General features: G+C 39.9%; 29 protein-coding genes, 2 pseudogenes and 2 riboswitches. Of the genes and pseudogenes, 22 read left to right on the top strand and 9 right to left on the bottom strand.

The genetic code is table 11. The features are described 5' to 3' along the window. Positions 1–30: 30 nt before the first annotated feature. Complete coding sequence (locus AMD01_RS10190) at positions 31–858, bottom strand: 5'-nucleotidase, lipoprotein e(P4) family (RefSeq protein ID WP_053401296.1); 828 nt, start codon at positions 856–858, stop codon at positions 31–33. Between the two features lie 137 nt (positions 859–995). On the opposite strand from AMD01_RS10190, the gene AMD01_RS10185 reads away from it, so the two are divergent. From AMD01_RS10185 to AMD01_RS10155, 11 genes and pseudogenes are all read left to right on the top strand, one after another. After that, on the top strand, positions 996–1,922 hold the full coding sequence (locus AMD01_RS10185) for an endonuclease I family protein (protein ID WP_083446507.1): 927 nt from the start codon (positions 996–998) through the stop codon (positions 1,920–1,922). Positions 1,923–2,015: 93 nt separating this feature from the next. Further along, positions 2,016–2,150, top strand: a complete 135-nt coding sequence (locus AMD01_RS24910; protein WP_281176862.1) for a hypothetical protein — start codon at positions 2,016–2,018, stop codon at positions 2,148–2,150. Between the two features lie 112 nt (positions 2,151–2,262). Then, the gene (locus AMD01_RS10180; RefSeq protein ID WP_053401295.1) at positions 2,263–2,544 is read left to right on the top strand and encodes a hypothetical protein; all 282 of its coding nucleotides are present in this window, start codon (positions 2,263–2,265) and stop codon (positions 2,542–2,544) included. Positions 2,545–2,573: 29 nt separating this feature from the next. Beyond that, positions 2,574–3,335, top strand: coding sequence for a membrane protein insertase YidC (yidC, locus tag AMD01_RS10175; protein WP_053401294.1), 762 nt, complete (start codon positions 2,574–2,576; stop codon positions 3,333–3,335). A gap of 40 nt (positions 3,336–3,375) precedes the next feature. After that, positions 3,376–3,561, top strand: coding sequence for an alpha/beta fold hydrolase (locus AMD01_RS24070; protein ID WP_169775952.1), 186 nt, complete (start codon positions 3,376–3,378; stop codon positions 3,559–3,561). 73 nt (positions 3,562–3,634) lie between these two features. Further along, positions 3,635–4,359 (top strand): annotated as a pseudogene (locus tag AMD01_RS10170) (ZIP family metal transporter). Between the two features lie 13 nt (positions 4,360–4,372). Beyond that, positions 4,373–4,930, top strand: a complete 558-nt coding sequence (locus AMD01_RS10165; protein WP_053401293.1) for a histidine phosphatase family protein — start codon at positions 4,373–4,375, stop codon at positions 4,928–4,930. Between the two features lie 67 nt (positions 4,931–4,997). Then, positions 4,998–5,140, top strand: a riboswitch (cyclic di-AMP (ydaO/yuaA leader). An 81-nt stretch (positions 5,141–5,221) separates the two neighbouring features. Next, positions 5,222–5,359, top strand: coding sequence for a hypothetical protein (locus AMD01_RS24065; protein WP_157052697.1), 138 nt, complete (start codon positions 5,222–5,224; stop codon positions 5,357–5,359). Beyond that, positions 5,357–5,498: riboswitch (cyclic di-AMP (ydaO/yuaA leader) on the top strand. Its footprint overlaps the gene before it by 3 nt. Positions 5,499–5,615: 117 nt before the next feature. Further along, positions 5,616–5,999: a hypothetical protein gene (locus tag AMD01_RS10160; protein WP_169775951.1), complete on the top strand. Its 384-nt coding sequence runs from the start codon at positions 5,616–5,618 to the stop codon at positions 5,997–5,999. A gap of 90 nt (positions 6,000–6,089) precedes the next feature. Then, positions 6,090–6,332, top strand: coding sequence for a hypothetical protein (locus tag AMD01_RS24060; protein WP_157052696.1), 243 nt, complete (start codon positions 6,090–6,092; stop codon positions 6,330–6,332). Between the two features lie 250 nt (positions 6,333–6,582). Further along, entirely contained in the window at positions 6,583–7,521 is a 939-nt protein-coding gene (locus tag AMD01_RS10155) for a ring-cleaving dioxygenase (protein ID WP_053401291.1), read from the top strand. Between the two features lie 31 nt (positions 7,522–7,552). On the opposite strand, the gene AMD01_RS10150 is transcribed toward AMD01_RS10155, so the two are convergent. The 3 genes from AMD01_RS10150 to AMD01_RS10140 all read right to left on the bottom strand — a co-directional run bounded on the left by AMD01_RS10150 (position 7,553) and on the right by AMD01_RS10140 (position 8,969). Further along, positions 7,553–7,984: a DUF559 domain-containing protein gene (locus AMD01_RS10150; protein WP_053401290.1), complete on the bottom strand. Its 432-nt coding sequence runs from the start codon at positions 7,982–7,984 to the stop codon at positions 7,553–7,555. Between the two features lie 228 nt (positions 7,985–8,212). Next, positions 8,213–8,467: a hypothetical protein gene (locus AMD01_RS10145; RefSeq protein ID WP_053401289.1), complete on the bottom strand. Its 255-nt coding sequence runs from the start codon at positions 8,465–8,467 to the stop codon at positions 8,213–8,215. Positions 8,468–8,522: 55 nt separating this feature from the next. Then, positions 8,523–8,969 carry an Lrp/AsnC family transcriptional regulator gene (locus AMD01_RS10140; protein ID WP_053401288.1) on the bottom strand — a complete coding sequence of 149 codons (447 nt, stop codon included), beginning with the start codon at positions 8,967–8,969 and terminating at the stop codon, positions 8,523–8,525. 122 nt (positions 8,970–9,091) lie between these two features. On the opposite strand from AMD01_RS10140, the gene AMD01_RS10135 reads away from it, so the two are divergent. Continuing rightward, a complete protein-coding gene (locus AMD01_RS10135) occupies positions 9,092–9,562 on the top strand; it encodes a carboxymuconolactone decarboxylase family protein (RefSeq protein WP_053401287.1) in 471 nt (156 codons plus the stop codon). 72 nt (positions 9,563–9,634) lie between these two features. Here AMD01_RS10135 and AMD01_RS10130 read toward each other — a convergent pair whose 3' ends face one another. Then, a complete protein-coding gene (locus tag AMD01_RS10130; protein WP_053401286.1) occupies positions 9,635–9,862 on the bottom strand; it encodes a hypothetical protein in 228 nt (75 codons plus the stop codon). A gap of 92 nt (positions 9,863–9,954) precedes the next feature. Between AMD01_RS10130 and AMD01_RS10125 the strand changes: the two genes are divergently transcribed. Together AMD01_RS10125 and AMD01_RS10120 are read left to right on the top strand one after the other, a co-directional pair. Beyond that, a complete protein-coding gene (locus tag AMD01_RS10125) occupies positions 9,955–10,653 on the top strand; it encodes a FadR/GntR family transcriptional regulator (protein ID WP_053401285.1) in 699 nt (232 codons plus the stop codon). Continuing rightward, positions 10,650–11,879, top strand: a complete 1,230-nt coding sequence (locus AMD01_RS10120; RefSeq protein WP_083446505.1) for a CynX/NimT family MFS transporter — start codon at positions 10,650–10,652, stop codon at positions 11,877–11,879. The genes AMD01_RS10125 and AMD01_RS10120 overlap by 4 nt, the downstream gene beginning before the upstream one ends. On the opposite strand, the pseudogene AMD01_RS25070 reads toward AMD01_RS10120, so the two are convergent. Continuing rightward, positions 11,832–12,151 (bottom strand): annotated as a pseudogene (locus AMD01_RS25070) (gas vesicle protein). The gene AMD01_RS10120 and the pseudogene AMD01_RS25070 sit on opposite strands and share 48 nt — an antisense overlap. Positions 12,152–12,304: 153 nt before the next feature. Between AMD01_RS25070 and AMD01_RS10115 the strand changes: the two are divergent. Further along, a complete protein-coding gene (locus AMD01_RS10115; RefSeq protein WP_053401284.1) occupies positions 12,305–13,222 on the top strand; it encodes a glycine-rich domain-containing protein in 918 nt (305 codons plus the stop codon). Positions 13,223–13,250: 28 nt separating this feature from the next. Here AMD01_RS10115 and AMD01_RS10110 read toward each other — a convergent pair whose 3' ends face one another. Next, complete coding sequence (locus AMD01_RS10110) at positions 13,251–13,484, bottom strand: hypothetical protein (RefSeq protein WP_157052695.1); 234 nt, start codon at positions 13,482–13,484, stop codon at positions 13,251–13,253. A gap of 394 nt (positions 13,485–13,878) precedes the next feature. Here AMD01_RS10110 and AMD01_RS10105 point away from each other — a divergent pair, with 394 nt between their 5' ends. After that, positions 13,879–14,568 carry a C40 family peptidase gene (locus AMD01_RS10105; protein ID WP_053401282.1) on the top strand — a complete coding sequence of 230 codons (690 nt, stop codon included), beginning with the start codon at positions 13,879–13,881 and terminating at the stop codon, positions 14,566–14,568. A 43-nt stretch (positions 14,569–14,611) separates the two neighbouring features. Here the strand turns inward: AMD01_RS10105 and AMD01_RS10100 are convergent, their stop codons facing one another. Then, positions 14,612–15,475 carry an aminoglycoside 6-adenylyltransferase gene (locus AMD01_RS10100; RefSeq protein ID WP_053401753.1) on the bottom strand — a complete coding sequence of 288 codons (864 nt, stop codon included), beginning with the start codon at positions 15,473–15,475 and terminating at the stop codon, positions 14,612–14,614. A gap of 233 nt (positions 15,476–15,708) precedes the next feature. On the opposite strand from AMD01_RS10100, the gene cls reads away from it, so the two are divergent. The 6 genes from cls to AMD01_RS10070 all read left to right on the top strand — a co-directional run bounded on the left by cls (position 15,709) and on the right by AMD01_RS10070 (position 23,410). Then, the gene (gene cls, locus AMD01_RS10095) at positions 15,709–17,223 is read left to right on the top strand and encodes a cardiolipin synthase (RefSeq protein WP_053401281.1); all 1,515 of its coding nucleotides are present in this window, start codon (positions 15,709–15,711) and stop codon (positions 17,221–17,223) included. A gap of 93 nt (positions 17,224–17,316) precedes the next feature. Beyond that, entirely contained in the window at positions 17,317–18,072 is a 756-nt protein-coding gene (locus tag AMD01_RS10090; protein ID WP_053401280.1) for a MerR family transcriptional regulator, read from the top strand. A 286-nt stretch (positions 18,073–18,358) separates the two neighbouring features. Next, entirely contained in the window at positions 18,359–19,486 is a 1,128-nt protein-coding gene (locus AMD01_RS10085; protein WP_053401279.1) for an FAD dependent oxidoreductase family protein, read from the top strand. A 77-nt stretch (positions 19,487–19,563) separates the two neighbouring features. Then, positions 19,564–20,328, top strand: a complete 765-nt coding sequence (locus AMD01_RS10080) for a hypothetical protein (protein WP_053401278.1) — start codon at positions 19,564–19,566, stop codon at positions 20,326–20,328. A gap of 474 nt (positions 20,329–20,802) precedes the next feature. Then, positions 20,803–21,897 carry an SDR family oxidoreductase gene (locus tag AMD01_RS10075; RefSeq protein WP_053401277.1) on the top strand — a complete coding sequence of 365 codons (1,095 nt, stop codon included), beginning with the start codon at positions 20,803–20,805 and terminating at the stop codon, positions 21,895–21,897. Positions 21,898–22,090: 193 nt separating this feature from the next. After that, a complete protein-coding gene (locus AMD01_RS10070; protein WP_053401276.1) occupies positions 22,091–23,410 on the top strand; it encodes an ATP-binding protein in 1,320 nt (439 codons plus the stop codon). 42 nt (positions 23,411–23,452) lie between these two features. Here the strand turns inward: AMD01_RS10070 and AMD01_RS10065 are convergent, their stop codons facing one another. After that, positions 23,453–23,863, bottom strand: a complete 411-nt coding sequence (locus AMD01_RS10065; RefSeq protein WP_053401275.1) for a GNAT family N-acetyltransferase — start codon at positions 23,861–23,863, stop codon at positions 23,453–23,455. Positions 23,864–24,159: the final 296 nt, after the last annotated feature.

Below are 24,159 nucleotides of genomic sequence, written 5' to 3'. Positions count from 1 at the left end.
GCGCAGAGCAGCGCCGAGGTCTCTTTTTACTTATTCAAAATAACGAAGAGCATCTTTTCGAAGCTTGGATTTGGCTAGGTCAGACTTTGAGTAGTCATAGTCATAGAGTGCGCCTTCCCAATCTCCGTACATTGGATTGGGAAACACAATTAGCTTTTGCCCAAACAGCGCACGCATGGCATCGGCGTTCCAATTTCGCTGGGTAACGCTTTGATGATCAAAACCGCTAAAATCCGACAGGTTATCCCCAAAGTAGAGAAGGATGTCATGATCTTTCATTACTTCTTTACGGCGAGGCTCTTTACCAGGCTGATTTGGTTGCTGAAGTAACACGTGTTCTTTTATAGCCTGAGGTGCACCAACAATTTTTAAGTTTTTAAGCGTTGCGTCCAGCTGATTCGCTGAGCGATTCGAGATGTAGTAAATGTCGACGCCACTTTTATTGGCATGATTTAAAAAGTCGACCGCACCAGGCAGTGCCTTTGCCTCTGCTTGTTGTACCCATTTATCCCAGTTGTATGGAAAAAGCTTTCCCGTTTTAACAGCAGATGCTTGATATGGACTGTTATCTAAGACTGTTTCATCTAAATCTAGTACGACAGCAGGTTTCTTTTTTGTGCCTTTTTTGAGAGCTTCTTCTAATCGAAGCGTTCCGATAGTATACCCTTGGTAATAGAGGGCTCTTGTTTCAGCAGCCGTTTGATACCATGCATCAGCCATGATTTGCTGATTCGTTAATTCATAGTGAGTATCGGGATTTATTTTTTTCGCTTCTGACTGTAGGGTGCATCCGCTCATCACGAGGGAGAGTGCAACAGCTCCTACGGCAGGTACTGCACGTTTAAATAGATTTTGCATTGTATAACCTCCTAAAATCATAAAGTATCTATTAGTAGATTGTTCCTATTTTTGAAATTTATCCAACGTTCTTTGACGAATAGGAAAGGGAATTTGTTTAGAGCTGTCGAATGATATAGAAAAAAGGAGGGATAGAGATGAACAAACGTTGGTCGAATCATTTATCCATTTCAGAAGCATTAAGAACTGATTTAGTGGCTTGGGATTTAGCGTTTCACGATGCGCTCCTTCAAGCAGAAGAGCATAAACGGCGGATACAAGAGAATCCAACTCATTATTTCGATGAAGCAGAAGACAAAGAGACGAAAGAAGCTTATTATCAAACGCTTTCCTTTGAACAAGATGGCCATGAACTATATCAAGCCCTTCATGAGCTAGTCAAAGGAACTCATTTTCATCAAATTCCGTATCACGAGAGCACAAGCAAGCACCTTTACCCATGGGTTGACTTGCAGGAAAACGGTATGCTAAAAAGCATTTATGCCGGAAAAGAGCAAGATCCAGAAGAAGCCATTAAGCATGACTACCAGGTAGCGCTCGAAAAACGAAAGATGGCTGAAACTTACTCCTTTAACGAACTTCCTCCACATACGATTACCGAAATGGAACAAAAGCTAAAATACAACTGCGAGCACGTTGTTCCACAGTCATGGTTTCGAAAGCAAGAACCGATGAAAGGTGATCTTCACCATCTCTTTACATGTGAGCCTCGCTGCAATTCAATGCGCAGCAACCATCCGTATCATGATTTTGCCGAGTACACCCCTGAACGATCCGTAGCAGGCATTCGCGACGCCTGTGGGAAACAAGAAGGCAACTTTTTTGAGCCCGAATACGGAAAGGGAATTGTCGCACGCGCCACTCTTTATTTTTTGATTCGCTATCCTGAGGAAATACAAAACGAATTTTACCATCAAATCGATCGTACGCTTCTGATTCGCTGGCATAACGAATTTCCGGTCTCACGCTATGAGAAACATCGTAATCAGGCGATTTATGTTATTCAAGGAAATCGCAATCCTTTTATTGATTTTCCTGAATTAACAGACAAAATTGAATGGTAAGATGTTTTGACATGGTAGAAGAGGGTAGTTCACTCTATGAGGGTTGCCTTTTTTGCGGCGATCTAATAAACAAATGGGGTGACGGTTAATAAAATGATGTTATCAAGGCAAGATGTGGAGCAGCTAGAGAACAAGGCAAAAAGGGAACAGAAGGAGCACATGAAAGCCAACTGGTATGTTAAATCTATTAAGAGTAACCTGAACATCCAAGAGTTAAAAGATCGTTAACAGAAACCGTGAGAAAACTTCCGTGCAGGAAGTTTTCTTTTTTTGTAATCATCCACCAGTAAAAGAATAAAAAAGAAAAATATGGTATAATGACAAAAAAGGACGTGATGACTTGGAGTTTTTTGCACCAGATGTATGGCTTTATATCCTCTTTGCTGTTACTGCATCGATTTTTTTGCATGCGCTTCTTAAGACATCCGCACTTAAAACGGTGCAAAAGCACGTTCATATTCAGCAAAGAGATGTATATCTTGTACGTAATAAAAGCCTCACGCTTGTTCATCATTTTGTTGCCTGTCTGTACTATAAACATAGATTCGTCTTTACAGTACATAGGCAAGAAGCAATTGGTGAACATGATGACGAGGGACCGTATATTCTCGTATTTTCTTAGAAGAAAGAGAAAATACGGGAGGAATGTACATGTTTACAAATCGAAAAATACTATTGATTATGTTTGCTAGTCTTTTATTGTTAACTGGCTGTGCCCCAGTATCTATTAGCGGGAATTCTAATGGAGGGCTTTGGAGTGAACACATCATTTATCCAATCACTCTACTTATTATTTACATGGGAAATGCGTGGTTTCATCATAGCATTGGATTTTCCATTATGATGTTTACACTTGGTGTTCGAACGCTTCTTTCTCCACTGAATGTTGTTCAGTATAAGAGTCAGCTAAATACAAAAAACATACAGCCCAAAGTGCAGGAACTAAAAGAAAAATATACGCGAACAGATAAAGATAGTCAGCAAAACTATCAGAAAGAGCTGGCTGAACTAATGAAAGAAAACGGCGCCAATCCACTACTCGGATGCTTGCCTCTTCTCGTGCAGCTACCTATTTTCTCGATTGTCTATTATGCCATTCGGGGAGTTGATGAAATAGGTTCATCCTCTTTTCTATGGTTGAACCTTGGTCATGCCGATCCCTATTTTGTTTTCCCATTGCTTGCCGCTGGGTTAACGTTTGTGCAGACGAAAATGATGCAGCATGGTCAAAATGGAAGCAGTATGCCAGCTAGACGGCTTACGCAATTCCTATCACCTGCTATGATCCTCATCTTTGGATCCTTTTCACCTGCGGGATTGGTTCTATACTGGATAACAGGAAATCTATTTATGATTGTTCAGAGTATGATACTAAAAAAATGGTTTGGGAAGCATGCGCTTACCGCCGCTTGAAGAGAAGGATTGCCCCCTATAGAGAGGGCAATCCTTTCTTATGAGAAAGGAGATAATTCTAAAAATGAAGGATTATGTGATGAGCTTAAAAGATGGAAGCACGCTTGCTTATACGATTTACGGTGACTCAGCAGGAGTTCCGCTGTTTTTATTGCACGGCACGCCAGGATCTCGACTCTGGTTCTTAAATAATGAGGCTATTGCCAAACAAATGACTTCTTCTTAAAACATGTCCTTCTTTCTTCTTCATTCACTACATATATTCATCGAAATACGCGATAAAGGTGGATATATAAGACGTGGATGTGAATATAGGGATTCTATTTAGTTCGCTTTGTACAGTCTTAGGTGCGCTACCAGCACTTTTATTTCGCAATGTATCACACCGTTAAAAGATAATCTATTAGCTTATAGTGCCGGAATTATGGTGGCCGCCTCGACGTATGCACTTATTCCATCTACGTTAAAGCTATCTAATATATTTGTGCTGACGTGTGGAATTTTACTAGGAACAGTGGCTCTTACTTTACTGGAAAGCTGCCTGCCGCATGCCGATTTGGATCACAATACCCAATCAGCCATAGCATCAGGACCTCTTCTCGTGATTGCCTCAATGGCCATTCATAACATTCCTGAAGGCATTTCTGTCGGAATTAGCTATTCGAGTCCGTTATCAGAGCTTGGAAATTTAGTTTCCTTTTCCATTGGTCTACAAAATATACCGGAAGGATTTCTAATCTGCTTGTTTTTAGTCATGAACGGAGTCCCAAAGCAAAAAGCAATTGCGCTTAGTGCATTTACGGCAGTTATTGAGCTTGCTTCCTCTTACCTTGGCCTTCAGCTATCAGAACAATTTTTAGGGATCGTACCTTATGGACTAGCGTTTGCGGCGGGCTCAATGCTTTTTGTTGTGTACAAGGAGTTAATCCCTGAAAGTCACGGAGATGGTAACGCTAGATCTGCTACTTTTTCGTTTGTCGGGGGCTTGCTTAGTATGATTATTATGATTGAATGTTTAAAATAGGGAGGGAAATACAATGAACACCACGATTTACTTCGTTAGACATGCTCATTCGACGTACACTCCAGATGAACTAGGGAGACCGCTGTCCGAACAGGGATTAGCTGATGCGCATAAAATTACGGCGTGCTTGGAATACGAAAACATTGATTGTGTGATAGCGAGTCCTTATAAACGAGCGATTCAGACCGTTGAAGGGGTGGCATTTGCGCATCAAAAAGAGATTCAATTAGTGGATGCGTTCCGAGAACGTCTTCTTTCAAGTCGTCCTCTCGTAAACTTTTCAGACGCTGTCCAAAAAGTATGGCGAGATCCATCCTTCTCGTGGGAAGGCGGAGAGTCGAACGATGAAGCGCAAAAACGAGCAGTAGAACAGTTAACAAAACTTCTGCATACCCACGAAGGACAAACGATTGTTATCGGTACTCACGGGAACATCATGATGCTCATGATGAATTACTATGACGCGGCTTATGGATATGAATGCTGGTCACAGCTTCGCATGCCAGATCTATACAAGCTCACCTTTTCTAGACAGAATCTTGTGACGATACAGCGAGTTTCAACACACTAAAGTAAAAGATAAAAATAGGGATTGACAGCAATTTTTAACAGGAGTAATATTACATTCATAATTCAATACAGCCTGAGCGCTGAGTTCTTTTTAGAAACGGGGGACCCATTTTTTGTGAGATTAACACTTGGGGTGAATCCTTTTTTGAGGTAGGGTTACTCTTATGACCCGAATCCGACAGCTAACTCCGTAAGCGTGGTGAGAGAAGGTGACCTTTTTGAAAAAAACAAGGTAATCGCCTTGTTCCTTTTTTAATTATTTACTGGAAAAATATGTAAATGTAGCGAGAGCATGAGCTATTTATCCGTGCAGGACGTTAAAATCATTGAGCAGCTAGCAGCAAAGGATCAGCAAGCACACCAGCTAGCGAATTGGTACACAAAGAAAATGAATATGGCAGGTTTTATAAAAAACAACAATTCTAAATAAAGAAAAACGCTGAATCCATACAGAGCGGGGGACCCATGATTTTGTGTATGTAATACTTGGGGTGAATCCTTTTTTGAGGTAGGGCTACTCTTATGGCCCGAATCCGACAGCTAACTCCGTAAGCGTAGTGAGAGGGAAACCATCACGTTTATTTTGTGATGACTCGAAAACGTATTTGTGGAGGCCTTTTTCTCGTTTCTACGCACTGTATAGACAAGAGGGAGAAACGATGATGGTACACGAAGTATCTTGGATAATGATCTGTATACAAAATCCTGAAAAACTAGAAAGCATTGTGGACTACTTGTTTGATGACTATCATGTAGTGGTTACAAACAATCCAGAGGTCAAACAGCAATTGCATGATATGTGGATGGAAGACGTTATTTTGTTAGAGCATGAGGACACTTATATCCCTCACAATAGACGTATCCGCCAAGTCATCATCATTGATGATGTGGTACTGTCCATTCTAGATACAATTGAGAGGGTAAAAATGAGCGTTCAAGCACCGATTATGCTCATTACCAAGAACAAATACTACCCTTTTAAATTTTACAAACTGATGGGTATTCACTATGTAATGATGACCAACTATAATCAATTTCCATTCCTTCTCAGGCAGCAAGCCTACTCGTAAACACCTTGAGCAGAAGGAAAGGGAATTTGTATATGAAAGAGAATGCGATTAATACGATTATTCGAGCGAGCCTCGTTTGCTTGAATTTATATGGGCTACTGCACAACATTAGCACCGCGTTTCCAACAAGAAAAGGAAGAAGACGTTTCTAATCGGTTCGTTTGGCTAAGTCAATTATCTTATTCAGATCAACTGATAAGCCCGAATGCTTCGCGAAAAGCCTTTCGAAAGGTCGTTCACAAGTACAGCGAACGAAAAACGTGCTGCTTAATTGCGCAAAAAGTGGAGAGAAAAGAAGTTAAGCGCTGTTCACCCATAAAGGTCTATGCTTAACCTATTGTAATTTTATACAAAGGTGTAAAATAATTGAATTTTAAAAATTGTTGTGCTATGATGGGTGTACGAAACCTTAAAGGATTCGTCATTATTCGGTAAGCTATAGTGGGGCACTGAGCAGACGCTCGGTGGTCCATTTTTTTATTTATACGGATCTCTTGACGTTTGGCTCACCGTTTCATATAATTATCTTGAATTAAAAATAATTTATTTAAAGATAATTAACAAATAAAAAGGAGTGGAGAATATGCGTACAGCTGGCATTCACCACATTTCAGCCATTGTCGGTCATCCACAAGAAAATGTTGATTTTTACGCAGGGATATTAGGACTTAGAATGATTAAAAAAACGATTAATTTTGATGATCCAGGCACCTATCATCTTTACTTCGGAGACGAAGCTGGGACACCAGGAACGATCATGACCTTCTTTCCTTGGCCAAAAGCGATTAGCGGTCGAATTGGAACGGGACAAGTAGGGGTCACAACGTTTGTTGTTCCCGCAGGCTCGTTGCCTTTTTGGAAAAAGCGCTTAGAAACATTTGAGGTAGCGGTTAAGGAGGAAGTGCGTTTTAACGAAAACACACTATCTTTTGAAGATCCACATGGTTTGCGCTTAGAGATTGTAGCAAGAGAAGGCGGAGAGAACAGCACGTGGAGCTTTGGTAATGTCACTCCAAACGTTGCAATTAAAGGCTTCGGGGGAGCGACTTTGCTGTCAGCTAAACCAAATGAAACCGCTCATTTATTAGAGCACGTATTAGGTTTAACACGAATCGGGGAAGAGAATGGGATCATTCGCTTTCAGTCAGAAGCAGCGATTGGAAATATCATTGACATTCAAACAGATGAAACCGTTCGTGGTCTTGCAGGTGCGGGTACCGTTCATCACATCGCTTGGCGAGCACAAGATAATGCTGAGCATGAGAAGTGGAGAGAACACGTCACGAATAGCGGCTATCATGTGACTCCAGTAAAAGACAGAAATTACTTCAACGCCATTTACTTTAAAGAGCATGGGAATATTCTGTTTGAAATTGCGACGGATCCTCCTGGATTCTCAATTGATGAACAGGTAGAAAAGCTAGGTGAAAAGCTGATGCTTCCAGAATGGTATGAAGAGCAACGCGAGAAAATTGAGGAAGCGCTCATTCCGATCACAGTTAAAGAATTAGAGAATGAATGAAAAAAGACTGCCTTCTAGCAGTCTTTTTTCATTAGCTGATTTCGCGCTGAATTTTTTTAATCACTTTTCCGAGTTCCCGATTGAGCTGATGTTCACTTACATGCAATAGCGTCCAGCCTTTGCATTGAAAAAAGTGCTTCTTTTTCTTTACCTTCATCATTTCCCACGAAGAGCGAGAAAATGGATTTTCCATGAGGTCGATGGCAATTTTATATTGAGGAATAACGAGACTGATGACGTACGGACCAAACGGCTCATTTGTCCGCACCCGGTAGCCGCTAATAGTTAGAGCCTGTGATAGTTTTTGAGCTAGAGGACGACGAGGTACTGAAAGTGCGATAGGTGCTGTATACGCAGGCCGTTTGCGAAGGGATGGCGGACCGTATAGATAATACATAATTAGCAAGATCGTTAACCAAATAGAACCCATGAATAAAAGGACGAGCATAAGATCATGATCCATGTTTCACACTCACTTTTCGTTTTTTTTGTTACATACGAGAGTAAACGTAGTATGCCCATTTTTTTTGAAAAAGAACAAAAACTTGTGAACATTTTGCGAATGTTTTTTAACAAATATATGAACGATTTTTAAAAACATGATATATCTCTTGACTACTTCTTTCGATAAGACGAAAAGAAATCCTCTTCAACAAGAGGATTTCTTTAAGCGCGGAGCACTAGAATGGAATTATGTATTTAACAAAATCGTAACCGTTACACTTAAGACCACGCCTACACCAATTACACCTATAAGAGCAGGTATTCTTGCCTCTTCCTTGTGAATTAAGCTCAGCAACCATTCTGCTAAAAACTGAAAAAACACGATCATTAATAAAAGCGTTATGTAATAAAAGTTGCTCGGCTTGTAGTAAATATACTTAGAGAAAACGCTAATTCCAATAAAAAATAAACTAAACGATAATAATGCAGATAAACGAATCATCCTTACACCTAACTTCTATAGCTTCATTCTCTACGCTAACGAACATCATTTGGCTTTATCGTTGTTCAGAAGGTAGAATATTCTTTATTTTCACTTCTGATAATACCACATGAGAAACGGTCGTTGCTAGCGGCATTACGTCGTTAATAAACGATTCTAGCATCGATAAGTCCGGTAACTGCAGTTTAAGTACATAACACGCCTGACCGGCGATACGATAGCAAAACTCTGCGTATGGATACTCCGCTATGAATTGTTGAAAGCGAGGGTACTGGCCGTTTTTTATCGTCAATTCCACAATACATGCAACGGGAAGTCCAAGCTTTTTCTTATTTAGTTTGATCGTATATTCTTCAATAATACCTGCTGATTCAAGTCTCTTCACCCGTTCTGTTACGGACGGGGCAGACAAGTTTACTTTCTTAGCCAGTTCACGCATGGAAACACGGGCATCAACCTGTAGCTGCTGTAAAATTAAATGGTCAATATCATCAATTTTCATTTGAATCGTATTCCTCCAAATTTTGTTCTAAATGATAGAAAAATAGAAGAAATGCGTATTGAATGAAATGTGAATTCTCCTATTTTTCTTCTATTATAAAATAGAAAGGAAGGGAAGAAAAGATGCCAAGAATTCAACTACCAGCAAAAGAAGGAACAAATTTTGAAAATGCCCTATCACTCGTACCAAATGTTAAAGAGATGTATGATCAACTCTATGAGGATCTCTGGAGTTCAGCGCTTTTAACAAAGGAAACGAAGGAGAAAGTTCGGGTGTACCTAGCGAATGTGAACGGCTGTGCAACCTGCATGAGCCTTTCATATGTAGATGATTATACGTTAAATGAACAAATTCAATCTGCGATCCAGTCAGGTGACTTCACCTCGTTATCTGCTTTTGATCAGTCGCTGTTTTCGTTTATTCACACCTATCGCACGGCACCGCGTAAAGTAACAGATCAAGAAATAGAGAGCTTAACAGGTACATGGTCTAATGAACAGATTATGGAGCTGCTTGCCGTTATTAACTTATTTGATGGCTTTCATAAAATGATTGTCAGCCTAGACTTGTACGATTTTTGCTCCTTAAGGTAAAACAAAGCATGAAAATAAAGAAAGTCTATAAAAAGACTTAGTTTACAAATAAGCATAGGTGATTATAACTATTTATTTTTCTAAAATAGAGATAAAGTCAGAGTGTCTGACAGGGAAAAAAAAACGATTTGAGAAACTCCCTAGAACTATAGATTTTTCGGTGAAATCGTGGATAATAAAGGTATCTTCAATTTTTACGATATTATGTCCCCCCATAATATATAGAAGAAGTTGGGAAGTACGGTGCGAGATAACTGTGCTTCTATTTTTTTGTCCATTTTTTCCGTTCTTCTTACGCAACGTACGTTCTCCTTTCCTCATCTATTTACAACTCTCTTTTTTTTGTGATATAGTACCAATGATCAAATCATCCTACGTTTAAGGAGAAAAACATGAACTTACATAAAACCAATCGTTTATCACTTGTCGAACAAGTCGTACTGCAAATAGAAGAATTAATTGAGTCTGGAAAGTGGTCCGTCGGAACGAAAATTCCACCTGAACCGGTTTTGATGGAAGAGCTAGGCGTAAGTCGAAATACGCTTCGTGAGGCGATACGTGCGCTCGTTCACGCAGGACTCCTTAAAACTCGTCAAGGGGACGGAACGCATGTCTGCTCATCAAGTGTTCTCGGGGCGGTCTTAATTAAGCGTATTCGTCAATCCACACTTGTCGAAACGCTAGAGGTGCGTCATGCGCTTGAATATCAAGCTGCGCTTTTAGCCGCGCACCGCCGTACAGATGAAGATGTTAAAAACATTTCCTCTCATCTAAACGCCTGTGAAAAAGCCGCCGCCGATGGTGACATGGAAGGGTACGTTCGAGCTGATTTAAACCTTCACCTTGCGATTGCAGAAGCGACTCATAATGGTATTTTAATTGAACTGTACGAAAATATGATGGAGGCGATTCAACTTTCCGTTAACAGCTTAATGGAGATTACGCCTCAGTCAGATATTTATCAAGAAACGCATCATCAAATGGTGGAGGCCATTATTGAAAAGGATGCGGATCAAGCGGTAGAGGCTGTTAATGCGTACATTAAACAGTATATGAAAGAAGTCGAACAAAAATGGGAGGAGCGATCATGAGCGCAGAGAGAAAATTAGACGAACAGCTCTACACCGAGGCAGAGCGTAAGATTGCTCCTAAAGCTGGTACATGGCTCCTTATACTAGGGATTATTTTCATTGCGATGAACTTACGGGCTCCGATTACGTCTGTAGGACCTCTTGTAGGACTCATTCGAGATAATCTCCACATATCGAATACGTTAGCTGGAACGATTACAACCGTTCCGCTACTTGCTTTTGCGCTCGTTTCGCCATTTGCACCAAGGCTTGCAAAGCGTTTTGGGATGGAGGCCGTTCTTTTCGTTTCATTACTCGTTCTTACTGTAGGCGTTATTTTACGCTCATTATCAGGTACGCTCACATTATTTGTCGGAACGGTTATGCTTGGTCTTGCGATTGCAATCGGAAACGTCTTGCTTCCAAGCATTATTAAAAAGGAATTCCCTCACAAAATTGGTTTAATGACAGGCGTGTATTCAGTCGCGATGAATCTATGTGCCGCTGTTGCATCTGGTTTAAGCGTTCCACTTGCGAGCAACCTTGGATGGGGTTGGATCGGGGCACTGGGCTATTGGGTCGTTATTTCATTCGTATCCATTTTAGTATGGATGCCACAAATGAGGAAAAGAGTGAAACCGCAAATTGTCAAAAAATCAGTTAAGTCAGAAGGGAATTTGCTGCGCTCTGGTCTTGCTTGGCAGGTTACGTTCTTTATGGGGCTACAATCGCTGATTTTTTACACGATTGTCGCGTGGCTTCCTGAAATTCTCATTGAACAGGGACTGAGCTCAAGTGCTGCTGGATGGACGCTTTCATTACTACAATTCGCTGTTCTCCCAGTTACGTTTTTAATTCCTGTTTTTGCAGGGAAAATGAAAAGCCAAAGTGGATTAGCTGCTGCAAGCGGAGGATTATTTGTCATTGCCATTCTAGGCTTACTGTACGGTTCAACAAGCTTAACTGTTCTATGGGTGATTCTTCTCGGGGTTGCAGGGGGCTCTGCGTTTAGCCTTAGTATGATGTTTTTCGGAATGCGCACGACGACTGCAGGAGAAGCAGCAAGCTTGTCAGGAATGGCGCAGTCCATCGGGTATCTTCTCGCGGCAGTGGGGCCAACGCTATTTGGTCTTTTACACGATACGACCCACAGCTGGACAGCACCTCTTTATATGCTTGTTGTTGCATCAGCGCTTATTTTACTTTGCGGCATTGGAGCAGGGCGTAATAAAACAATTGAAAGCTAAAAGGCGGTTACAATACCGCCTTTTTATTATGTCTTCCTTGGTTGGAGAAGTGAATGTTCTACCTTTTCGGTTAACTTGTCGATGAGAATGAATGGGCTTTGCCTTTGAGCTGTAGTATGGATCGGTTTCACACCACAATCCATCCCACTTTCTCTTGCTTTATCAATTGAAGCAATTCAGAGGCGGATTTTAACCGTAATTAGTTGGACATCCCCGATAAATATCCGAACATCCCCAGTAATGACAACACCCTTATCTGAAATACGGACAATGTCTTCGCCAAGACTTAAGGTGTGTTACGCCCATCTTCAGTACGACGTCTTTACCACTAACGTGTGCATTTTCAGATGATTTATACAAAAGGGATTTTTTCTTCATCTAGAGAGACAAAGGAGCTATAATGAAAGAAAGGAGGGAAGAAAATTATGGAAATAACCATAATCGCTTTTGTTACGTTTGCTGCCTTTTTGATAGGAAGGGCAGTCAAAAATAAAAAACTTTCCTTTTCGTATACCGTTTACGAACGAGCCGGTATTCGGAGTGACTTAGGATTAGAAGAACTGCTGTCTCGCTTGGAAAATACTATGCCTGAATCATACGCTGCTCATGTGAAAAAAAGAGTGATTGGTGAAGGACAGATCAGGGAGGAAGACTACGATTATTATGAAATGGAGCTAAAGCGATTTTTCTTGCTCAGCGCGATCTTAAAAGAAGTGCCAATGTATAACGAAAAGGTAGACGAAATTTGGCACGCAATGCTGATGTTTACAAGAGAATATGAGCGCTTTTGTGAGGATTACAAAGGAAACATGATTCATCATGCACCATCAGTAGGGAACACGACTGAAGAAAGAGCGTTTTTTGAATGGGTGTATGGGCGCCTATTTTTAACGAATGAAGAAACACATCGTACATATGGACGCTTTTTTCAACAACCTCTATCAAAAAATATTATTGAGAATTTTAATGATCTTAGTCACGATGAATTAAAAGAAACGTATTTTCAAACACATACAAGTGAAGAAGCCGCTAACGTTATTGATCGACTTATTCAGCAGCTACAATATGATATTCAACACGTAAAAAGCGGAAGCTATAAAAAATCGTCCAGTCGCTTGAGAGACGGCACAGATTCCGTTTCGATGATTCCACTAATGATTTTTTACTCTGACACGTGTTCCACCCATGATCAATATTGCGAACGTATGAATGATCATTCGCCCTCTCACACTTCTACCCATCACCATGATCATCATCACTCCTGTAGCGGTCATTCTTGTAGCAGCCACTCCTGTAGCTCTGGAAGCTCGTGTAGCAGCTCTTCATGCGGTTCTTCTTCCTAAACAAAAAGACGCGATTTCGCGTCTTTTTTTATGCTTGCTGATGTTGTGATGGCGTGTAGTGATAGCCTGTCGAATTAGAATCGCTTTTTTGCTCATGCGGAATTCTTGGTGCTGGTGGTCCCATATCACGAGGCCCTTCACCAGGAGCTGCCGGTAATAAGAAGGCAACGAGTGCTACGACAATTGCACCGATTGTAGGGACAATACAAATCATCCAAAACGTTAAATTGCTTGATTTTTGTTCTTGATCTTCTGTTTTCATGTGATGGCGCATAGAACGTTTCTATGCTTCCTCCTCTCGTCACGAAGTACGATGTATATCTTTTGTTTATCAACAGTATCATTGTGGTATAAGGTAATGACTACATATATGATTACAACATATTTATGTCCATAAAAACAAGAAAAAACTCTGCCAAATCAAACCGTTTGCCTGAAGGTTCAATAAACGTTCACAAATCCAAAATGAGGGAAAGAAAAAAGAAGATCTTTCTTATCTCTCTAATTATATACTTTATAGGAGTATATTACATTGAAAAAAGGTCGATTTTTTGGTTTTGTAAACGAACTGTAATCGTGCTATCATTCGCCTGTTATCTTTCCGTGTTAGGGTTGTGTAGTGTTAATAAAACAAACCGAACAAGGAGGAAGACAGGATGAAGAAATTAATCGCAACACTAGCTTTTACAGGCGTGCTCGCTAGTCAACCATTGTTCAGTCATGCAGCTGAGAGCAATGACACGTTGAGGCACGGAGATATTGGACCAGAGGTAAAACAGCTTCAAAAGAAGCTTATTAATAAAGGGTATTACAAAGCAAAACATACAACGAATTTCTACAATGTTGACATAAAAAAATCTGTTATGAAGCTCCAAAAGGACGCTGGATTGAAAAAAGACGGCGTTATGGGTAAACGTACATATCAGGCTTTAACTACTGTTAAAAGTAATAGTAAGGTTGCTGGTATTTCGACATCTACTTCAGCCGATGAATTAATTAGCGAAGCGAAGAAGTATTCCGGCATTTCATATAAATGGGGCGGAGAATCGCCTTCAGGATTCGACTGCAGTGGCTTCTTAGTATACGTGTTCAACAAAGCACTTGGACAAGATCTTCCTCGTACGGTTGCTGACATTCACAAACAAGGTACATCTGTAAGTGAACCACAGCGTGGGGACATCGTATTCTTTGAAACGTACAAAGCAGGTCCTTCACATGCAGGCATCTACTTAGGAGACAACAAATTTATTCACGCATCATCATCAAAAGGGATCTCTGTTGCAGACCTAACGTCTAGCTACTGGAGTCCACGCTACCTAGGTGCGAAGCATATCATTGCGAAATAAAATAAAGATCAAATAGCCGCCTCTATAATAGAGCGGCTATTTTTTATGGATACAATTCCTTCGCATGACTAGAAAGGTTGCTTACGTATCGTAGATGTGCGAGTACGTTTTTCTCTTCCTCCTCGTTGTAGAGAAATGAAAAATGCTCTCCTACCTTTCGGGCGAGTGATGAGAATAGGTCACACATCGTAAAGACGGCTTGCCATGTGCGATCAACCGATGCATCCGAATAGGTTTTGAGCACTTGCTCCCATGTGTCAGGAGCTAGATACTGTTGGAGGTGCTTTCCGCTTTTTCCTGTACTCACTTGGAAATTAGTGTCTATACCTACGTACCAATCCAGCATCAGATGAAGCATATTTCGAAGAGGGTGTTCGAGTATGTTTTTCGCATAGGTTATTTCATTTCGCCATAACCCCTTGGCTACATATGGCATACACCACCAAAATTCATTGCAACATTCTCTAAAATGTGTTTCTGTCGGAGGTTGGACCCAATAGCTTTTGTTTGATGGGGGTAGAAGTGGTGAAAGTTGTGTATCTTTATCAAGCAAAACAACGGACAGGCTATCAGTGTAAATGACTTCTCGCTTTGTCACTGAAAGTAGCGTAAGATCAATTCGATTCCCATCTGTGAACTGCATTAAATACGCAAAGCGATCATACGTGAGCGCACCAGTATCGTCAGGAAGTTGCATAATCATCCGCTCTCCAAACACATCCACCCAGCTATGATCCTGTATGAATAAGTCCAGATCTTTCACGATGTAAATAATGTCATAATCTTGAAAAGGGTCTTTTCTTACAGCTGAATTCACGCGGGATCCATTCATGATGACCGCTCGTATACGTTCATCTCTTTGAGCGACCGTTACAATAAGGTGAAGCATGTCATTTTCTGATCTCATTTTCATTCCTCCGTTTTCTTTTCCTTTTTGACGTTGATCCATTATATCAAAAGTTAATAAATGGATAATATCACTTAATTTTTCCTATCATAGCACGGGGAAGGCAATAAAGAGAAACAATGTTAAAATTTCTGTCCTTATTCTTATAAAGTAGGATTGATTATGCCTTGAGAAGGGTACTATGAAAACCGTATGGATTTCTACATAACTAACCTTTCCTTGGAGACAGACTAATGAAAACACTCGAAAAACGCCGAATTGAATTTATATTTGTAGTTCTCATTATTGCATCACTTTATATGATTTTCTTTACGCAAGTCGACTTTTGGTGGAAGGTAGGATTTTGGGCTGTATACGTTATCATTATGGCTACGACGATCTTCTCGCTCATGCTAGAAAATCGAACCTCTCACCATACGCTGCTGTGGATGTATGTGCTTATTTTCATCCCCGTTCTTGGCTATATCTTTTATCTATACTCTGGGCAGCTGTATTTGAAGGGTTATCTGTTTCAAAATAAGCGAAAACACGATCGTGAAGCGCTTGAAAAGATGTCGAAGAAGACTCATCATCCGTCCTTATCTAACTTAAATCATCATCAACAGCAGTTTTCGGACTATGCACAACGGGCGGCTCTAACAACGATGAATACGTGCACCAAGACCCGTATTCTCAAAAACGGTGACGAAACGTTTGGTGAAATCAAAAAGCAGCTAAAAGCAGCAAAGACTTATATTCATATGGAGTATTACACGTTCCGATCGGACGAACTTGGAACGTCCATTATTGACCTATTAATCGAAAAGGCACAGGAAGGCGTGCAGGTCCGGTTCATTTTTGATGCCGGTGGAAGCATAACACTAGCAGGAGCGGACGTCGAACGTATGAAAGAAGCCGGCATTAACGTTTATCCATTTCTACCAATGAAGTACGGCTTCTTCAATCAAAAGTTTAATTTTCGAAATCACCGTAAAATTATTGTCATTGACGGAGAAATAGGTTTTGTTGGTGGTCTCAACGTTGGTGACGAATATTTAGGGCGAAGTGAAAAATTCGGCTTTTGGCGTGATACGCATATGATGTTAGAGGGAGAAGCTGTCCAAACACTGCATGCGGTATTCCTTCTCGACTGGGCGTATGTGAGCGAAGAATTTCTTTTAGAAGATAAAAACTTCACAAAAAACTGCGAGGTGGATGAAAAGGGATTTGTTCATATCGTGGCTAGTGGCCCAGATACACAAGAAGATATCATTAGTGACCTCTACTACACCATGATGTCCTGTGCTACAAAATCTATTTGGATTGCTACTCCTTACTTTGTACCTGATACGGTTATTCGAACGGCTCTTCGGGTGGCAGCTAAAAAAGGCGTTCAGGTTCGTCTAATGGTACCAGAAATTAACGATGGATTTTTAACGCAGTACGGAACCCGCTCCTACTTCCCTGAGCTTTTACGCTATGGGGTTGAAATTTATTGCTATCAAAAAGGATTTACGCACCAAAAAGTAATGATTATTGACGGGGATATTGCTTCCGTTGGTACAGCTAATATGGATATCCGAAGCTTTCATCTGAATTTTGAAGTGAATGCTTTCCTTATGGAAACTGATTCGATTAAAGACTTAATTCAGCATTATGAAGATGATCTAAAAGATAGCGTTCGAGTTAGTCCTGTCCAATTTTATAAAAGAAGCGTGTTCGAACGGGCAAAAGAATCGTTCGCGCGACTATTTTCAGGCATTCTCTAAACCAGGATCAAAAATGATCCTGGTTTTTATTTTAAAAAGAATTGACCTTTACGCTCCGGCAAGGTGTAGGGTAGTAGTTGAGGAGGGGATGAGATGGAGTATACGATTCAAAAGATGGCCCGTTTGGCTGGTATTAGTACTCGAACGCTTCGCTATTACGATGAAATTGGATTGTTAAAGCCGGCGCGAGTCAATTCGGCAGGTTATCGGATTTATGGATCAAAGGAAGTGAATCTCTTACAGCAAGTATTATTTTATCGAGAATTAGACTTTAACCTAGAAGAAATCAAACACATTATTTATTCACCGCAGTTTGATCATGAAGCCGCACTGAACGATCACCACCAGAAACTGCTTGAAAGGCGAGAACAGCTTAATCAATTAATTCGTAACGTGGAGCAAACCATTCTACAAGTAAAAGGAGAGAAGAGTATGACGGACCAAGAAAAGTTTGAAGGCTTTAAAAAAGAGATAATAGAGAAAAATGAACGTGCATACGGAGCTGAAGTTCGCGACAAGTATGGGGAGGATGAGGTAGAGGCCGCCAATCAAAAGTTCCAAGAAATGACGAAAAAAGAATATGATGAAGCGACTTTGTTAGAACAACAGCTTCTGCAGCGTTTAAAAGAAGTCCTCGCAACAAACGACCCTACAAGTGATCAAGGTCAGCATCTGGCAGAAATGCATAAAAAATGGCTGAGCTACTATTGGGGGCATTATTCAAAACAAGCTCATGCTGGTCTTGCTAACATGTATGTCCAAGATGAACGCTTCAAATCATATTATGATCAGCACGGAGAAGGAGCAGCGCAGTTTCTCCGGGATGCGATTGTTCACTATACAAGATAATCTGTAAAAACGAGCATTGATTTATTTCAATGCTTTTTTAGTTGTTGAAAAACCCCGTTGAGCTTTCTCATATATAGAGCTATCACGATGATTGGAGACATAGTGGGGACACCTATCACTTTATTCGTAATGCTGACTATAAACAGACTAATCACCGTAATTTGTCAGCATTGCAAAAATAAAAAAGGAAAAAAACGGATGGAAACCGAATATATCCTATGTCTAGAAACTGAAGGTGAGTCAATAAATGCGTCTGTTCATGTCGTTCGCTTAGGAGTGATTGAGTTTGTATGATGTGATTATCGTTGGAACTAATACAGTAAGCTTGGCTATTGCTTTATCCATTTATAAAAAAAATCCGCACGCAAAAATTGCTATTTTAGAGCGCGATTCTATGCTCTCGTCCTTGTATTCACAGCAGGATCTGATCATTCACTCTGTAGAAAGTGATGAAAATGCTTACTATAAGTTGCTAATGAATGACGGCTATCACATGCTACTGGAGTATTGCAATCATCACAAGATTGAATACAACATTTATGAGCAAATGGTTGTGGCTTCTCAACACAATGGAAATGACGTTCAAAGCAAGAAGAAGCTCTCGGGATTAATAGGTGATCATTGGGAAACAAAAAAAGTAAACATCGCCGTTCTCAGTCTTCAACATCTGTACGAAAAAATGCTGAACGAAATTAAAGAATATGGGGGAGATGTATATTTTCAATCCCCAATTTTATATATTAAGGAACGTAAAAAAAATGTGGAAGTTGTGACGAGTACAAATATATTCGAAGGCAGCTATTTGATCAATTGTGCTGGCTTTTACGCGGACCGAGTGGCTAGACTATCGGGCTATAACTTCAACCTTCAAAAACGAACAACACACTCAGAATATTATCGGTTAGGAATGATTGAATCTGTTAATCAATTTATCACTTCGTTACGAACAAGATCTACACAGCATCTGCAGTTTCAAATGTTCAAAGGAGCTGATGCAGACTCAATTATTCGTATTTATCGCGAAGAAACAATTGAGAATCCTTTATTACGAAAATGCCTACGAGCGTTTAAGAATCAGCACTCCGACAAACAACAAAATCTCTTAATGCTTGCGAAGTTCTACGTGAATGAAGGAATTGAAGATGTGACGAAAGCCTTTTCTAAGAGAAAGATCGTGGATGAAGTTCAGCGATTCATTCCACATTTTTCGACTGCACACCTTCAATCTAAGAAAGCTACCGTCGTAAACTACCATTACAGCAATTATTCTAGTGAAGATGAATTTCATCTTTTTTACGAGAAGTATTCAGCGCATCTTTGTATCTCTTCTCTCATCGCAGGTAATATGTCCTTTGCGATCGGAAGCGAAATTGCTAAAAAAGTAGAATTTAGTCAGATGTTTTCAGTACGCTAATGAACGATGTTAAATCCTCTCTGTAGATCAATGATTAAATGAACGTTGTCCGTATAAAAGGATTGAGGAGATGCTAAATGGAAAATGTAAAATCATTTCTAAACGAACCGTTATCAATTACAGGCTTCTCTTTTTGCTATTATCAGCAGGTCAATCTACAAGAAGAAATTAAGCGCCACATTTATAAACAACTATACGTAAAATCTTCAGAGAGTACTAGTTCATCACCTACTGTAAAAATTAGTTATCATGCTTGGATACGCTGGAATGAATGCATCGGTCCAACAATAGGATGGGACGAATTGAAGCGGCTATGCGGACAACTCGCAATGCTGCCAAAGCGAATACAGCTGTTCAAAAATTATGGATTAATTGATGAAGATATTTGTTTTCTTTACACACTCTGTGATGATACGGTCGAAATTACTACATTCTATGGCCGACTTTGCTTATATCCAGAACTAACCCGTTTGTTAAAGGACGAAGAGGTACTATTAAAGGACAATCCGATTTCATTCTCACCGTCTATTTTGAAGAGACAGACAGCTCCAATTGTTCCTGTTGAGTTGATCACGTATGAAAGTGATGATGGTGTGTATCAGCTTGAAAAGTATCAGGTAATGACCCAGCACGGAACCGTTAAATCAATTTTCTTTCTGCTGAACGTAACGACTAAAACGGTTATAAGCTTTGATCCGAAGCAGCTTCATCTATCAATGCTTTCAAAAGTTACCTTATATGTACTGTGGATAATGGGGTATGAAAAACTGGTGGTTGATCATATGAATGTGTACTATTCCAAAAAACAACATGCGGATCTGCGCCTTGCCTGTAAGGTATAAGTGAAACAAAATATGTGAAAGCTTTCCCAATTTGTGATAGTTTATTACATAGAGGTCTTTTTCACCTTGTCGTTTTGACTTTAAAATGAAACACTATTAACCATTTTGTAAAAATACTGTTTATTTGGACCATTTTCTTTGTTAGAATGAACGTGTTATTCAAATATCAATTAATCAAAGCCCTTCATTTAAAAGAAAAATACTTCCTAAATGTCGGGCTTGTTATATAAACGTGAGGTGTAACGAAACTCTAGATACAAGGAAAAGGAGGAAGAGAGATGAAAGACGTTATTGAACTTCTATTAACACTTGGGATCGTTGCGACTGTTGTGCATGCACTTGACCTTTTCCCATCTAAAAAATAAGCAGCTAGTTTAAAAGATAGATGTTTTTAAAGAGAAGAAGGATTTTTCCGCCTATCCTTTGAATACACTACATATAACGACTGGTAGTGAAAACTAGGGAGGCTAAATAATGGAGAATGTCTATTTCTTTACCGGATTTCCTGGCTTTATTGCATCTCGCTTAGTAGAATGTTTGATTAAACAACACGATGCATCACATATTTACTTATTGGTTCAGCCAAGCTTCGTGACAAAGGCTGAGCTAGAAGTCCGTCGGCTCGTCGCCAATAGTACGACCTCATTTCATCAGTACACCATTATACCTGGTGATATTACGAAACCTCACCTAAACATGCCTCATCATATTCAACAAGAAATCACGCAGCAAATTACCCACGTCTTTCATCTTGCGGCCGTTTATGATTTAGCCGTTCCCGAGAACATTGCATACGAGATCAACGTCAACGGGACAAAACATGTGAATCAGTTTGTTTCCACACTTCCTCATTTACAGCGCTACACGTACTTCAGCACCGCATATGTGTCAGGTACGCGAGAAGGAACGATACTCGAAACAGAGCTTGAGATGAATCAGCGCTTTAAAAATCATTACGAATCCACCAAGTTTCAGGCTGAAAAACTCGTTCAGTCTATTTCCATCGATTCTCCCACTACCATTATTCGTCCCGGCATCGTCAGAGGAGATTCCCAAACAGGTGAAACCATTAAGTTTGACGGTATTTACTTTTTGCTGAACCTTTTTGATAAAATACGATCCTTTCCTATCATTCCGTATTTAGGAAGAGGAGATGCACAAGGTAATTTCGTCCCGGTTGATTATATTTTACAAGCCACGCTCTATCTTTCACATGTCGACAGTGGAATAGGAAAAACGTATCATTTAACAGACCCAAATCCGTATACGATGAAAGAAATTTATGCGGTAATGATGCAGGAGTATTTGAATCGCCGACCAACGGGTGTCCTTCCACTTGCTTTAGCAAAGACGGGGCTTTCACTTAGCACCGTTCGAAAATGGCTTCGCGTTGAAAAAGAAGCGCTCGATTATTTTACATGTAAGGCCGAGTATGATTGCACACAGGCAACGGAGGATTTAAAAGGCTCTCACATTCGTTGTCCGGACTTTAAGGAAACCATTGCTTCGATGCTGCCATTCTATGAACAATACAAACATGACCCGACAAAACATCTAACAATTCAATAATAAATAGAAATAGGAGAAATGATCAAAACTTGTCTGCATATATATATAGAAATCCACACTCAACCAAAAAAACTCAAAAACGATACGGATGGTTTATATACACATGCCTGTAGGCTCCTTTATTTAGCAGAATGACGCATTATATGTCACTTGATATGTAGAAATAGAGGTTCTGGTACAAGGGAGGACAATCATGATTGAATCCTATTATTCGCCATTTGTCGGAACGGATGGCAGAAAGAAAACGATTTATGAATTAACCTTTGATGACCTCCATCAAATTCAAAAAAATGAGATTGAAGAAGGATATCAGATCGAGTATAAAAGGGAGATTAGCCCCACTGTACGTAGAAAAATCCCGAATATCATCGCTTCATTCGCAAATGAAATAGGGGGATGGCTGTTTTTTGGAATTGATGAGGAAGATCGGTCCATCAATTTAATTGAAAAGAAAAGCTATGAACTGCTTATTAACAATATGCTGAAGGATGCGACAAACCCTATTCCACGCATTGTAGCACGATTTTTAACACCGCCAAATGAAGCGAATCACGGCGTATTTGTTATTTGGATTCCGGAGGGGAATAACCCTCCTTATATTTCGTACGGAAAGATTTATAGAAGAATTGGAAGCAGCTCGTCTCCTGTGAAAGAAATTGAAGATCGCTATCATCTTGACCGGTTATATCAGAAGTCAGAAGAAAGAATGAGGAAGATGGAGGAGTTTTGCACGAAGGAATTAACGATCTACAACAGAAAGTGGCCTGTCCACGGTAAGTCTTATGTCCACTTTGGAATGTGCAACATGTACTTAATTCCTACATATGATTTAAAACTAACGTCGCGTTTGGAGCCCGAGGAGCTAAAACAATATATTTTGAAGAAGTCGATGCAAAAAAAGACATATACAATCAAGCAAAACGCACTTGTATCAATGAATCTGCCTTTTTTAAAAGCGTCCTATTCAGCTGAATCCATCGTTTTTCGAAATTCGGATTTAATGGATGCCTATGATCGGACGATTGCCTGGGAGCAATTTTTTAACGGATCAGCCAAATTTCACATTCCGATACCGTACCAGCCGTCTCCTGAATCCGTCATTCATGAAATTCAAAAAAATGCGTCAAACTACGTGGATGAAGAAATGTTTTTTCAGTTTCAATATGTCGATGCAAAGCAATTTTTATCAGCTGTACTGGGCTGCTTTATTGAATATTTTGAATGTATGAAGAATCTCAGCAATGAACTAGACGAAATGATTATTGTCATTGATTTGGACAATATTCGTAACGATGTTTTATACTTCGATACGACTTCGTTCCGTGAGTTCGTGCGAAGAGAAGGAATTGTGTTTTCAGACAAAAACAAATATCGGTTTAACAAATCATATCTTACAACCAAACTAGTATCCTACGATTTGATGGGACTTCTTCAATATTTCGACCAAGTAATTAATGCATTTGGATTGTCCAAATTAACCGGCATGGAGTTGTTTTTGGATTCCATGCAGTAAAACGAGCGCAGTGATCTGCGCTCGTTTTTTATCCTATAGGAGTTAGTCCTCTTTCCCAGACTGAAACGCTAAGTTGCGTTTTACCATTCCGATTGAGGGCTGAAATCCAAGCTCCTCACAAAATTGTTTTACGGTTTCATCACCGACTACATCAATCATATAAAGATGGTCAAGTTCTTCTAACATTTCTTTTAAAAGATCCTTTCCAATACCTTGTCCACGATATTGGGGTAATACTTCTAGAAATGAAATAGAAGCTGACAATAATCCGTCACTGATGGCTGTAATGAAACCTACCACTTCGTTTTTCTCTTCATCAATTGCTACAACTACCTTATAGCTTCGTTCTAATAAGTGAAGGTGAGTAGCAGGTGTAGGGGCATTTTCCCAATCGTTGAAAAATCCTTCTAGCATATGCTCGGTAATATCCTGTAAAGAAGTAGTATAAATCATAAAATCTGGCTCCTTACCAACTAAAATAATTTTTTGTCCGCATTATACGATATTCCCTAAAAATTGCTGTTCAATGCCTGTATGAAGAGAGGAAACAGAAAAATTTTCAGAGCTTGTTCACATTTTTCGAAAAATAACGATAATATAAATAGATCTACTTCCGTATTTGTAGGCTATCAAAGGTTTAAGGAAACGCTTGGATCGATACAAAGCGATCCGGCTAAGAAAAATAGAATTAGCTTGTATTGTTAGCAATTGTTAAACACATATATCACGATCATACTAGGTGGAGGAAT

Origin of the sequence: Priestia koreensis (assembly GCF_001274935.1) — a bacterium.
In the GTDB taxonomy this organism is placed as follows: Bacteria; Bacillota; Bacilli; order Bacillales; family Bacillaceae_H; genus Bacillus_AG; species Bacillus_AG koreensis.
The sequence above is the reverse complement of the archived record's forward strand: the minus strand, read 5'-3'. Positions and strand labels throughout refer to the sequence as shown.

Coding starts and splice junctions, on each gene's coding strand:
- AMD01_RS10190 (WP_053401296.1), bottom strand. CDS start 858: ATGCAAAATCTATTTAAACGTGCAGTACCTGCCGTAGGAGCTGTTGCA.
- AMD01_RS10185 (WP_083446507.1), top strand. CDS start 996: ATGAACAAACGTTGGTCGAATCATTTATCCATTTCAGAAGCATTAAGA.
- AMD01_RS24910 (WP_281176862.1), top strand. CDS start 2,016: ATGATGTTATCAAGGCAAGATGTGGAGCAGCTAGAGAACAAGGCAAAA.
- yidC (WP_053401294.1), top strand. CDS start 2,574: ATGTTTACAAATCGAAAAATACTATTGATTATGTTTGCTAGTCTTTTA.
- AMD01_RS24070 (WP_169775952.1), top strand. CDS start 3,376: ATGAGAAAGGAGATAATTCTAAAAATGAAGGATTATGTGATGAGCTTA.
- AMD01_RS10165 (WP_053401293.1), top strand. CDS start 4,373: ATGAACACCACGATTTACTTCGTTAGACATGCTCATTCGACGTACACT.
- AMD01_RS24065 (WP_157052697.1), top strand. CDS start 5,222: ATGAGCTATTTATCCGTGCAGGACGTTAAAATCATTGAGCAGCTAGCA.
- AMD01_RS10160 (WP_169775951.1), top strand. CDS start 5,616: ATGATCTGTATACAAAATCCTGAAAAACTAGAAAGCATTGTGGACTAC.
- AMD01_RS24060 (WP_157052696.1), top strand. CDS start 6,090: ATGGGCTACTGCACAACATTAGCACCGCGTTTCCAACAAGAAAAGGAA.
- AMD01_RS10155 (WP_053401291.1), top strand. CDS start 6,583: ATGCGTACAGCTGGCATTCACCACATTTCAGCCATTGTCGGTCATCCA.
- AMD01_RS10150 (WP_053401290.1), bottom strand. CDS start 7,984: ATGGATCATGATCTTATGCTCGTCCTTTTATTCATGGGTTCTATTTGG.
- AMD01_RS10145 (WP_053401289.1), bottom strand. CDS start 8,467: ATGATTCGTTTATCTGCATTATTATCGTTTAGTTTATTTTTTATTGGA.
- AMD01_RS10140 (WP_053401288.1), bottom strand. CDS start 8,969: ATGAAAATTGATGATATTGACCATTTAATTTTACAGCAGCTACAGGTT.
- AMD01_RS10135 (WP_053401287.1), top strand. CDS start 9,092: ATGCCAAGAATTCAACTACCAGCAAAAGAAGGAACAAATTTTGAAAAT.
- AMD01_RS10125 (WP_053401285.1), top strand. CDS start 9,955: ATGAACTTACATAAAACCAATCGTTTATCACTTGTCGAACAAGTCGTA.
- AMD01_RS10120 (WP_083446505.1), top strand. CDS start 10,650: ATGAGCGCAGAGAGAAAATTAGACGAACAGCTCTACACCGAGGCAGAG.
- AMD01_RS10115 (WP_053401284.1), top strand. CDS start 12,305: ATGGAAATAACCATAATCGCTTTTGTTACGTTTGCTGCCTTTTTGATA.
- AMD01_RS10110 (WP_157052695.1), bottom strand. CDS start 13,484: ATGAAAACAGAAGATCAAGAACAAAAATCAAGCAATTTAACGTTTTGG.
- AMD01_RS10105 (WP_053401282.1), top strand. CDS start 13,879: ATGAAGAAATTAATCGCAACACTAGCTTTTACAGGCGTGCTCGCTAGT.
- AMD01_RS10100 (WP_053401753.1), bottom strand. CDS start 15,475: ATGAGATCAGAAAATGACATGCTTCACCTTATTGTAACGGTCGCTCAA.
- cls (WP_053401281.1), top strand. CDS start 15,709: ATGAAAACACTCGAAAAACGCCGAATTGAATTTATATTTGTAGTTCTC.
- AMD01_RS10090 (WP_053401280.1), top strand. CDS start 17,317: ATGGAGTATACGATTCAAAAGATGGCCCGTTTGGCTGGTATTAGTACT.
- AMD01_RS10080 (WP_053401278.1), top strand. CDS start 19,564: ATGGAAAATGTAAAATCATTTCTAAACGAACCGTTATCAATTACAGGC.
- AMD01_RS10075 (WP_053401277.1), top strand. CDS start 20,803: ATGGAGAATGTCTATTTCTTTACCGGATTTCCTGGCTTTATTGCATCT.
- AMD01_RS10070 (WP_053401276.1), top strand. CDS start 22,091: ATGATTGAATCCTATTATTCGCCATTTGTCGGAACGGATGGCAGAAAG.
- AMD01_RS10065 (WP_053401275.1), bottom strand. CDS start 23,863: ATGATTTATACTACTTCTTTACAGGATATTACCGAGCATATGCTAGAA.